We start from the raw sequence: 12,414 nt of genomic DNA on the forward strand, positions 1-12,414 counted from the left end.
ACAAAATCCAGACTTGTAGGGGGTTAGCATCATACCTCAGCCCAGGATATTCTTAAATAGACTTTTTCGGGTACTTTGCTAAAGAGTCATTTTCAGTTCCTCACGTTATTTCGAGGCCTTATATCATTCCAAGTCACTACGTCATCCCGAGCGTAGCGAGGGCTCTCCCTTGTTGTAGCACAATCTTTATGTAGCGATATAAATCTTTCCATTTCTTTGGGTTATACGAAACTCATGACAAGATAACCCACACTGGAGATCCCTCGCTACGCTCGGGATGACGTAGTGACGTAAAATAACATAGGAATGTAGGGACGTAGAATAACGTAGATGATTATATTACTACCCCAGGGATTAATGATTCTAAAGGCTGTGTATGAGAATCCTTTGATGACGCTGGCGCGGTTTTAAGGACAAGGAAAATCTGTGTGATAAACTCTGATAGCCAGAGTTTATCACGGTGGATTTAGTCAAAAAGACAAGAAACGTCATCATTAATGCTTTCTTTATGGGCGTTCAATTCTTGCCAGGCATGTACGAGTTGCGGATTTTTTGAAATCAATTCACCTTGCGCGTTGATCCATCCTAATTTAGTGATAACGTCACGAGTGCGTTTGCCTTTATTGTTCAAAGCATGATTTAAGATATCTGTGAGAGTCAGGTCGGGTGATTTATAATCTGCAAGATTTGAATGTCTAAAGAAACCAAACCAGCCATTCATGTCATCAGACCATCTTTGTCCGTAATTTTCTTTAAATTGCGTTAAAAGTGATTCGTGAGGGGCTGTAAAATGATATTTCTTACTGTACTCCGCATAAAATTTTTCCGCTAAAATCTTATGTACATGTGCGGTGGGATGTTTTTCATCCCAAAACATATAACCTGGCGCTGGAGAAGTTCTGTCAGAATTAAGTTTGAAATCGGGTGAGGTGATATAAGGTGTATGTTTTTTTGCCGGGTCCAGTCCATAAGCTTGTGGATGATTATAGGCATCAGTAAAAATCTGATTCACATCAAATAAGTTGATTGAACACGCCTCTTTATATTGTTCACTTAATTTCATAATGCCTTCAGCTAAAAGCTGATTAAAGTACGTGCAAACTTCATGGGCATTGTCGCGATCTTCCGCAGAGCCTAATTGAAATTGAGGTGTCAAGGAAAGATCGGGTAGATTAAAGAGAGCAAAATGACAATAACCAGCAGCGATTAACTTCTCAACATTTTCAAGGCGGGCTTTTACCGCTTTTTGGGCCTCTTCTTTGTTTGGTTTTAAATTAACAGTCAGTAAATCATTAGCTCCTGACCACTCTGTCACTAAAGTACGTTGTTTATGTTGGGCGGTGATACCGCGGGCTTTATCATCGGCTAATAGCAAGCGACGCTTCGCCGCAAGATTAGAAACAATTTTCTCTGTAGCCAATAGCTTTAAATTAGCAATCGGTCTTTCGGAATAATCATAAGAAGTAGCGCCTCCCTCATCGTAATAGCGAAGAAGATCCTGTCCTTGAAGATCGAGGCGTTTATAGCCATCAAGATTAAAATCATCATGAAGTGGTTTTTCTTCTTTAGGATCATGATCAATAATCCCATCAGCAATGTCTATTGCACTTGCTCCACTGCGCTTAAGGTGTTTGATAATCTCTTCTTCAGCCAAATCATTGCCAAAATCAGTTGTCCAAGTGTAGCCGTTAGTGAATGCACCTTTGGGTGATTTGCCTTTTAAACCACTCAAACCATCCATAGGAATAACATCTAATAGTTTTCTGTGATCCATAGCTCCCGGATCAGAAAGGCTATCCCCCAAAGAAACGATGTATTCAATTTTTGGTTTAGGCATTTTTTCCTCTAGTCTGAGTCAATAAAAATTGAGTTATTATAAACCACGCCAATTAAGTAAACATTAATAACATAAAGTTGAGTAGGTGATCAAAAAATAAAGCTTAATAGAATAATCGCTCGGTAGGGTTCATACTTAACCATATAACTTGAGAAAAATTATCCGATTGAATGGGCAATCAGTTCAACGCAGGAAGCATTATGAAAAAAGCCATAAAACTCTTTAGTTATTTGTTATTAGCATCCACCCTGTTTATAACCCCAAGCTTGGCAGCAACAGCTGTGACGCCTACTGTTGCCCGTTTAAGCTATATCCAAGGGATAATAAGTTTTTCACCGGCAGGCATTAATAAATGGAGTAAGGTTAGTTTAAATAGGCCGTTAATTATTGGTGATCAATTATGGTCTGATATTGACGCACTGGTAGAGCTACAACTAGGCACAGCTGCAGTTCGCTTAGGTGAGCAAACTAATTTGAAAATTTTGAATCTTAACAATCAGATTGCTCAATTCCAGCAGACTAATGGTATGTTGAGTTTAAGTGTTAAATCGATCAATAAAGATAGGCGCTATGAAATTAATACGCCTAATATTGCTTTTACTACCACTAAATCTGGTTACTATCGCATTGATGTAGATAGCAAAAAAGATGTTACTGTGGTTATTGTCCATAAAGGAAGGGCCAATATTTATGGTAAAAATGCTTCTTTCAAGATCAAGGAAGGGCAAGCCTGTCGTTTTACTGGCAACAATTTAAAAGGATATCAGTGTTCAGCCATTGGTCCTACTGATGAGTTTGATCATTGGAGTTTAGAACGCGATCGCCGTGTTGGAAAAAAGGCAGCTAATTATGTCTCACCAGAACTCATTGGTTATGAAGATCTTGAGTTTTATGGCACTTGGAAAGTGATTAAGACCTATGGTCGTGTTTGGGTTCCTCATGTTAAGGCATCCAATTGGGCTCCTTATAGAACTGGGCATTGGATATGGTTGACGCATTGGGGATGGACTTGGGTTGATGAACAGCCTTGGGGGTTTGCACCATTTCACTACGGTCGCTGGATTCGATTCCAAAATCAATGGTCTTGGGTTCCTGGTCCCAGACACAGAACTCCTGTTTATGCGCCGGCTTTAGTAGCTTTTGTGGGAGGTAGGCAATTTAATCTACGAATTGGAGGGGAGCCAGGTATTGCATGGTTTCCTCTTGCTCCGGGTGAGATTTATATACCCCCTTATCAAGTTAATCGTAATTACTTTATTCAAATTAACATCAGTAATACGGTTATAAATCAAACTTATGTTAACAATATTTATAATTCCCCACGCGTCAATATTACTTATCAAAATATCAATGTACCCAATGGTATTACTGCAGTACCAACAACCGTATTTGTACAATCTGCACCGATCAGTACTACAGCGGTTCAAGTAACGCCCGAAACAATAGCCTCCGCGCCTAAATCGCCAATTGCGGCGGTAACTCCCGAGCCTATTAGTGTTCAAGGTGGGAGTCAAACAACAACAGCGATACCCAGCAGTGAAATAGTTAACGAAACCGCTGTGATAAAAACTGAGCCTCCACCGACACCAGCGGCATTTTCACAAGAGCAACCCTTATTGGTAAAAGATCCAGGTAAGCCATTGACTCCCGAACAAACAGAAGAATTAACCAATCAGCAAACAGGGGTGCCACAAACTACGGAAACTCAACCTACTACACAACAGCCTACCGAGGTTCAACAGCCTCCTGAAGTCCAACAAGCACCTGAGGTTCAACAAGCCCCTGAGGTTCAACAGCCTCCTGAGGTTCAACAAGCTCCAGAAGTTCAACAGGCTCCTGAGGTTCAACAAGCTCCTGAGGTTCAACAGGCTCCTGAGGTTCAACAAGCTCCTGAGGTTCAACAGGCTCCTGAGGTTCAACAGGCTCCTGAGGTTCAACAGGCTCCTGAGGTTCAACAGGCTCCAGAAGTTCAACAGGCTCCTGAAGTTCAACAGGCTCCTGAAGTTCAACAGGCTCCTGAAGTTCAACAGGCTCCTGAAGTTCAACAAGCTCCTGAGGTTCAACAGGCTCCTGAAGTTCAACAGGCTCCTGAAGTTCAACAGGCTCCTGAAGTTCAACAGGCTCCTGAAGTTCAACAGGCTCCTGAAGTTCAACAGGCTCCTGAAGTTCAACAGGCTCCTGAAGTTCAACAGGCTCCTGAAGTTCAACAGGCTCCTGAAGTTCAACAGGCTCCTGAAGTTCAACAGGCTCCTGAAGTTCAACAGCCTTCTGAGGTTCAACAAGCTCCTGAGGTTCAACAGGCTCCAGAAGTTCAACAAGCTCCTGAGGTTCAACAGGCTCCAGAAGTTCAACAAGCTCCTGAGGTTCAACAGGCTCCAGAAGTTCAACAGGCTCCTGAGGTTCAACAGGCTCCTGAGGTTCAACAGACTCCTGAAGTTCAACAGGCTCCTGAGGTTCAACAGGCTCCTGAGGTTCAACAGGCTCCTGAAGTTCAACAGGCTCCTGAAGTTCAACAGGCTCCTGAGGTTCAACAGGCTCCTGAGATTCAACAAAACTCAGGGGTTTCGCAATCCTCAGAGTAGATATGAACTCTGTATTTGCATTTATAAGGTATGCAACAATTATTTTAAACGCTTGCTACTGGTAATGCAGATTCCTCTGCGTAATTCCATTCTAGCCAAGTACCAGTGGCAAGGTAATAAAGTCCACAACGGATAGGGTGATTACTATCGGCAAAAAAGCTGGCGTATTCATTAACTTGTTGGCGATGCTTACGTTGTACACTTATTTCCTCACTTCCAGTTTTAAAGTCAATGATCCAACGTTGTCCTTTATGAATAAATGTGCGATCAATAATTCGCGTGCTGGGGGTTCCCTCTTTATTGATTAATAAGGCATATTCATTAAATTCTTGCTCATGGATTTGGGTAAGCCATTGACCGATAGGTTCGTTCAATAAACGATCAATTTGTGCTCTTAAGTTTTCACAAGCTTCAGACAGTTCTTTTTCTTCAAATCCGATGGATTTAAAGCGGTTAATTACCATTGGCCAAGGTAGTTCTTGAATATGTTGTGGATGATAATTACAGATCCATTGTAATAATTCGTGAGTAACTATGCCTATTTGACGAGCGTTATTGGGATAGGGAATTTCCGTTGATGGTATTTCTTGCGAGTTGAGCACTGGTGGATTGAGATAAAAATCAATAGGCAACTGATAACGGGAAGGGGGGAGCATCTGTGGGTGAGTTTCATCAGCCTCTTTAGGCGCCGCGATAAAATCCTGGTTTCTTAGTAAACTGCGAAAAGTACCTTTTGTTTCTTTTTCGCTACTATCAAAAAGATAGAGGCGTTTTTTGGCACGTGTTACAGCAACGTAGAGTAAGCGTTGTAATTCATAACTTTCTTTTTCAGCATCAAGCTTAGCCAAATAATTATAAATAGCACAGCTGTCGCGATAAGCTGCTTTTATTGGCGATACTAATAATAAATCTCTATCATCCGTGCTTGGCATTTTTAGCCAGCGCAACAAGGGCTGTTCAGTATTGGATGTCTTGCTACTTAATCCTGGCAAAATGACGCAGTCAAATTCTAATCCTTTTGATTTGTGAATCGTCATGACTTGCAAGCGCGAAGGCATGCTGCGTTGTGAATATAATTTATTAAATTCAATTTTAAATTGCTCTAAATCAGGAAATGGATTCCTGGCGGTAAAACGGGTTAGTAATAACCAAAATTGCTCCAAATCAGCTTGCTGTTTTGAGTCCAGGATTTGTTCGCCATGAAGTTGTTTAAAGGTTAACGTAATCCAATCCACAAGTGATTCTTGATGGCGGCAAGCTAAGGCATTGTGTAGCACATGGTAAACGAACTGTAAGCGCGTGCGACTTTTTTCGCTAAGAGGGAGTTTGTCAATCTGAGATAGCGCATAGTAAATGGATTTATTTTTATCTAAATTAGCAATTAAATGCAATTCAGCAAGGGAGAGGCCGCAAAAGGGGCTTCGTAGTAAGGCTAACCATGCCAAGCGATTGGCGGGCATAAGAAGTGCCTGGGTTAGAGACCACAAGTCACGTAAATGCGGTAATCGGGATAGTAATTCAATTTCAACACCCTGAAAAGTGACATGTCGTTCGCGTAACAAGCGGGTAATTTCAATAAGCTGGCTGCGAGAACGGACAAGGATAGCTATTTCATCCTTATCATTATTTTGTAATTCTGACATAGCACATTCAACAACTGCTTCAGCTTCCAGGCGTCGATCAGTAAATTGATAGGCTTTAATGTAACTCTTTTCATCAGTAGGAAGTACATTGACCGCTTTGTGAAAGGATATTGCGCCTGATTCGATCTTGTCTATTTGAGGAAAGATGGTCTGAAATTTTTGATTCACCCAGTCTACAATGGTGGCGCTCGAGCGAAAATTACAACACAATTCTAAGAATTCTAATCGAACAGTGCCTATTCCCTGTTGTTTGGCTTTTAAGAAAAGACCTACTTCAGCCTGGCGAAAACGGTAGATAGATTGCATTGGGTCACCAACAACAAAAAGCGTTCTGCCATCACCTTGTTGCCAACCATGAACCAATTTTGTTAAAAGATTAAATTGTTGAATTGACGTGTCCTGGAATTCATCGACTAAAAGGTGCTGAATAGTATTATCTAAATAAAGAGCGAGATCAGTTGGTTCCTGTTCATCTCCCAAAGCAAATAGGGCCTGTCCCGAAACAGCAGTAAAATCGAGCTCATTATTTTCATTAAATACGAGATGTAAGTGCCCAACAAGACGTGGTAACAGAGTAAATAATGCCTGCAGAACCTGCCATTGCTCAACATCATATTGCGTAGCAGGAAGCTCTTTGATTGTTAACAATGCATCCAGAAAACTTGAATCTGCACTGAGTTTTTCCAGGAGGGTTTTACTTGCTGCTTTGAGATTGTCATATAAATGATCAGCACAAGCGCCACGCTTAAGACCTACATGATGATCAAAGCTTTGTCGTAAAGTATTCTGTGAAGTTAAAAGTAAAGCTGCGAGACTTAATGCTAACTCTCTATCCAATTGTTGGTAGTTTTGCCAATCTCGCAATAAATAACGTGGTGACTCTGGATTCGCTTCGATATCGGCTACCTGACGGGCAAGGGTGCATAGCTCTGTTTGACAATCTAAAGGAATACTTTGTTTAAAACGGTTTAATTCATTTTGTTCGATTATTTTGAGTAAATTCTCAAAACATGTCTTATCTTGATTCTTAACCTGGTACAAGGCGGGTAACCATTGATCACGGCTTATCAATAAATCACAAAATAAACTTAATAATTTATCCTGGCGATTATCAAGGTGTTTCAATAGATGCTTTAAGGGTAAATGCAATGCGGGATCATCAAGAGCATCGGCAAGACAAGCACGCGCAGCAGTTTGATAAAGGGTCTGGGGATTTTCTGTAATTTGCGCATAAGGAATTTGTTTTTCTTGCAGCGGAATGGCTTGACTAATTGTTTGACATAAAGAATCGATAGTCATTACTTTCAGGCGAGCGGGTTGTTTTAATAGTTGCCATTCGAGTTGCTGACTACGAGCCAATGCTTCTCTTGCATAAAGAAAAGTTTGTTGTTGATGAGCAGAGGTAGGAGGTATATTTTCTGCTGCTTGCCTTAAGGCTAATAAAATTCGTTCCCGCATTTCACTGGCCGCTTTACGCGTAAAGGTTAAGGCAATGATTTGTTCAGGCGTTGAGACTGTACTTAATAGCCGTAAATAGCGTTGGGTTAATATCTCGGTTTTACCAGACCCCGCTGGCGCTTGCACAATAAAAGAGCGGCTGGGGTCTGTTGCTTGCGTACGTTGTTGTTTGTCCTTAAGCATTTAAATTAATCCATAGTAATTTCTTGTGCTGGGGCTCTGAGATTATAATGAGAACTCATACAGTGCCCATAGGCTCCTGTGCTGGCAATCAAGATAACATCACCTTCCCGGGTTTCAGGGAATAAGCGGTCATAGCCTAAGGTATCTCCTGATTCGCAAATAGGTCCCACAATATGAGCAAAACCGGTTTTTTCATCATTCAAGCGACTTAAATTGACTATTTCATGGTAAGCACCGTAAAGCGCTGGGCGCAATAAAGAATTCATACCTGTTTCAATACCGATAAAACGCACTTTGCCTTTTTCTTTGCACTGGGTGACTTTGGCAAGAATGACACCACTCTCTGCGACAAAAAAGCGACCAGGTTCAAGCCAAAATGTTAATTGGGAATGCCCTGATTTAACTGCGGTAAGTGATTCATCTAACGCGGTTAAATTTAAAGGCTGCTGCCCGGGTTTTTCAACTACTCCTAAACCACCGCCCAAATTGATAATTCTGACATCGGGAAAGCGCGTAGTCAGAGCTGTAAGCATTAAAGCGGTTTGTTGCCAGAGTTCCGGTGTTAAGATACCACTACCAGAATGAGCATGTAAGCCAATAACTTGAATATGATGTTTTTCTACAAGTCTGCTTGCTAACTCCAGATCATTTTGTGGGATACCAAATTTAGATTCATTACCTCCGGTACAAACATATTTATGATGGCCAGCACCAGATCCTGGATCGATGCGCAGCAAAATAGATTGATTTTTAAAAAGTTCAGGCCAATTTTCCAGAGGATATAAGTTATCAATAGTAATGTAGCAACCGAGTGCCAAGGCAAATTCATATTCTGCTCGAGCTGCGAAATTAGGTGTAAATAACAAACGTTGTTTATCGATATGAGGAAATAAAGTTAATAAATGTTGTAATTCTTCAATAGAGACACATTCAAAATTGATACCTTTCTCATAAAAATTTTTCAGAATAACTGGATGAGGGTTGGCTTTAACTGCATAATAGAAACGATCAATTGATTTTAGCGTTAAGAGTTCATCAGCTTTTTGCGATTGAGTTGGTAGATGATAGACATAACAAGGTGAATGCATTGCTGCAAGATCAAGAAGTTTACCACGCTCATGTTCCCACCACGGCGTATTCTTCAATCCAGGATTGCCAAATTCCTCTTGCCAACTTTTTGAATAATAAAAGCTTTGAGGATTACTATCAATTAGTAAATTGTGCAATTTCTGACATAGTTTGTCCGCCTGAGATTCGTCCACCACAAACGTTAAGTTCAAATCATTCGAGGCCAAAGACATAAGATAAACTTGTTGGGCATCAAAAACTTCTAAGGTCGGGCCTAGTTGTGGGAGAACCGTTCGGATGTGATGACCGACTAAACTGACCGCACTGCAGGGTTCGATAAGCTTGGCACGGCCAAAACGATTTAAATCGGCAAGTAAAGCTTCCAGTGCTCGTCTGTCATGCAACTTGGCATTACTATCTAAAGAAAGTGTTACGTTTGATTCTGAAGAAGAAAGCAAATCGACGGAAAAACCATGCGATTTAAAGGCGGCAAAGACATCGGCCAAAAAACCCACTTGTTGCCACATATTAATGGTATCAATCGAAATCAAAATAATACTATGTTTTACCTGAATCGATTTAATGGGAGGGGCTTTTTCATCACTTTCCTTGGAGATTCTGGTGCCAGAATGCTCGGGCATTCGGGTGAATTTGACCACCATTGGAATGCCTGCTCTACGTACTGGTGGTAAACAATTGGGATGTAAAACTTTAGCACCCATTGAAGCTATTTCCTGGGCTTCATCATAGTTCAGTTGTTTTAGTAAACGAGCATGAGGTAATAAATGTGGATTTGCAGTATAGATTCCAGGAACATCGGTCCAAATCTCACAAACCTGTGCTTGTAAAATAGCGGCTAATAAAGCAGCTGAGGTATCTGAGCCACCACGACCTAATAACACCGTATCGCCTTGCGGATTGGCTGCAAAAAAACCCTGGGTAATGATAGCCTGAGCGCCGGTTGCAATTAGTTGATTACTAAGTTCAGGATTGGTTTCGCTATTGCAGCGAGCAGCAAGAAAATTTACTGCATCCCCTCCAGGGATAGGTGTAGAAACGAGCGCTTCGCGAACATCAAACCAATCACACTCAATTCCTTGATTGCGTAAAAATGCATGACCTAGACGAGTCATCATTAACTCACCAAGGCTTAAAATTTGCGCTCGAGTTTTAGGGGAGGCTTCTTTTAGCAGGGCAATGCCCGTTAGCCATTGTTGGAGTTGCAATAATTCTGCTGTAATCAATTCAAAGGGAACTTGTAATGCCTGTGCCAATTCCTGATGACTATTTCTAATGTCAGTTTCTATATTTTGATGTTGATTAATAAGAGCAGCTTCAATAGCCTTTTCTAATTTATTAGAAGCTTGTGTTAAAGCAGAACAAACAATAACGGGTTGCACTCCATTAACAATATGCTGTTTCGTAATTGCAGCGATGTTATTCCATGTCTGCAGGGAGGAAACACTGGTGCCGCCAAATTTAGTAACGACTTGTTGCATGATTATATCCGCGCAAAAATAGTACACCTTAGCATGGACGGACTAGTATTGACAAGCAATTGCCGGCAATGAGATTGTAAGAATTTTCCATTGTGACGCTATTGTGATCACATTGAGTTTCGTGTGGCTAGTTTTTGATTATATAGAGAATTTTTTTTCATCAAGCGTTTGAAATCATTTCTAATTCATTTATTATCACTTAGTTTGCAACGTCTTGGGATGCATTTTAACGTAAGGAGTGTGAAGAGTATGCAAAAACCCATTAATACATTAGTCAGCGCAGCAGTTATGGCGTTGATGGCGGGAGCCGCCAATGCAGGGAGTTTTTCCCTATACACAGAAAGTAATGGAGCTGCAGTGGGCAATTTTGCTGCCGGTATCGCTGCTGAAGCTGCAGATGCATCAATTGGCTGGTATAACCCAGCAGGACTTGCCTTGATTCGTGAACAGCAAGTTGTATTTGGTGGTGTTGGTGTATTTCCAACTTCTGAGCTTACTGGTACAAGCACATTTAGAACGACTGGAATTCCATTTCCTTATGTTCAAAGCTTTAGTGGTTTAGATGGTGCGCATGATGCATTTGTACCTTCTGTGCATTACGCATTGCCATTAGGTGAAAGTGCTACTTTCGGTTTCAGTATTGTATCTCCCTTTGGATTGAAGACAATATGGGGAGAAACAAGTCCTGTACGCTACGCTGCAACTTTAAGTGAATTGCAAACTATCACTGCTTCCCCTGAAATCGGTGGCAAATTGAATGAGAATTTTGCTTTAGGGGGCGGTATTGATTTGCAATATGCAAAAGTTAAATTTAATCGCATGTTGGGTAACCCAAATTTAATGCAATTCTTTAATCTTTTTGGTGTTCCAGTGCCTGCAAATTTTGTGGACTCAGAAAGTTATAACAAAGGTGATTCATTTGGCGTTGGTTTCCATGCCGGTGTCTTGGCTATGTTTAATGACAACCATACTCGTATCGGTTTAAATTACCAATCACAGATGAGACAGAAGTTTCATGGCTATAGCCGTTTGAATGGACGTTTAGCTTCCCCAGGTCTTGATGTTACTGACCCATTCTCAGTCCTTCTTGCAAGCCCAACAGCTGTCTTTAGAACTGATACGTTGTCAAGTAATAATATTGATTTTCCAGAGATCGCTACGTTGAGTGGCTATCACGATGTGAATGACAGGCTTGCTCTTCTAGCTTCAGTAGTCTACACAGGTTGGCATTCAATTAGAACAATTGAGCTTGATCATGCTGCTGCTTATGCACCTCCTTCTGCCACATTTGCTGGGGGCCAAGTATTGGTTAACTCTGTTTCTACAGAAAACTACAGCAACACCTGGCGTTTTGCATTAGGTGCTAACTATCGCTTTAATGAGAAGTTTATGTTGCGTGTGGGTGGTGGTTACGATGAGACACCAACTAACGATACCTTCAGAAGTATTCGTATTCCTGATTCTGATCGTTGGGCACTCTCTATTGGTGGTCACTATCAGTGGAGACCCAATATTGGTATCGATGCCGGTTATACCCACCTATTCACAGCTGAAGATCCTATAATTAACAGAACTGAAGCGGTTGGTAGCACAAGTACTTACAATGTGAATGCACGTGGTAATGCGCATGCTGATTTAGTCGGTGCTCAGTTAACCTGGATTATTGATCAACCTATTCCAATGCCAACAAAATAGACAGGAATCTAAGTAAAAGCCACGCGATGCGTGGCTTTTTTTTTTATCTAATTTTTGGTGATTGTAGCTTCACCCGGGCCGTTTACTGTTACTGTGTAGCCATTACCACTAAATTGTTTGGGTAGTATATCGCCAGTTTCGACATCCAGACTAACCATTCCTACTTCAACGGGATTGTTTGTATTAGTAGCCATTTTAATCATTGCTTGGCAACGACCATTTTCAACATGGCCATAGCAAGCCATGCGCACGGCCAACCAGGATACTTTACCATCACTGTTAGCTGCAGTAGGGTGAGGCGAGGGGGTTCCTGCAACAAATGCATTTGATTCAACATTTGTTTTATTATGTGTTAATAAATAGGCTGGACTTGCCAAGACAGTTGTAGTTGCCAAGGCCAGAGCAGAGGCAGCCAAGCTTTTAAGCAATTGATTCATATAAATTTCACT

The 12,414-nt window shown here is 41.2% G+C and carries 6 protein-coding genes; 2 read left to right on the forward strand and 4 right to left on the reverse strand.

The annotated features are described in order from the left end of the window. Window positions 1-466: 466 nt before the first annotated feature. Window positions 467-1,837: an SGNH/GDSL hydrolase family protein gene (locus tag PXX05_RS02725; protein ID WP_275089521.1), complete on the reverse strand. Its 1,371-nt coding sequence runs from the start codon at window positions 1,835-1,837 to the stop codon at window positions 467-469. A gap of 200 nt (window positions 1,838-2,037) precedes the next feature. Between PXX05_RS02725 and PXX05_RS02730 the strand changes: the two genes are divergently transcribed. Continuing rightward, complete coding sequence (locus tag PXX05_RS02730; RefSeq protein WP_275089522.1) at window positions 2,038-4,419, forward strand: DUF6600 domain-containing protein; 2,382 nt, start codon at window positions 2,038-2,040, stop codon at window positions 4,417-4,419. A gap of 44 nt (window positions 4,420-4,463) precedes the next feature. On the opposite strand, the gene PXX05_RS02735 is transcribed toward PXX05_RS02730, so the two are convergent. Next, window positions 4,464-7,703 carry a UvrD-helicase domain-containing protein gene (locus PXX05_RS02735; RefSeq protein ID WP_275089523.1) on the reverse strand — a complete coding sequence of 1,080 codons (3,240 nt, stop codon included), beginning with the start codon at window positions 7,701-7,703 and terminating at the stop codon, window positions 4,464-4,466. Between the two features lie 5 nt (window positions 7,704-7,708). Beyond that, window positions 7,709-10,270: a bifunctional aspartate kinase/diaminopimelate decarboxylase gene (locus tag PXX05_RS02740; protein WP_275089524.1), complete on the reverse strand. Its 2,562-nt coding sequence runs from the start codon at window positions 10,268-10,270 to the stop codon at window positions 7,709-7,711. Window positions 10,271-10,510: 240 nt separating this feature from the next. Here PXX05_RS02740 and PXX05_RS02745 point away from each other — a divergent pair, with 240 nt between their 5' ends. Next, window positions 10,511-11,965, forward strand: coding sequence for an OmpP1/FadL family transporter (locus PXX05_RS02745; protein WP_275090452.1), 1,455 nt, complete (start codon window positions 10,511-10,513; stop codon window positions 11,963-11,965). Between the two features lie 47 nt (window positions 11,966-12,012). Here the strand turns inward: PXX05_RS02745 and PXX05_RS02750 are convergent, their stop codons facing one another. After that, window positions 12,013-12,402, reverse strand: a complete 390-nt coding sequence (locus PXX05_RS02750; protein ID WP_275089525.1) for a hypothetical protein — start codon at window positions 12,400-12,402, stop codon at window positions 12,013-12,015. Between the last annotated feature and the right edge of the window lie 12 nt (window positions 12,403-12,414).

This window comes from Legionella cardiaca (assembly GCF_029026145.1).
GTDB lineage: Bacteria > Pseudomonadota > Gammaproteobacteria > Legionellales > Legionellaceae > Tatlockia > Tatlockia cardiaca.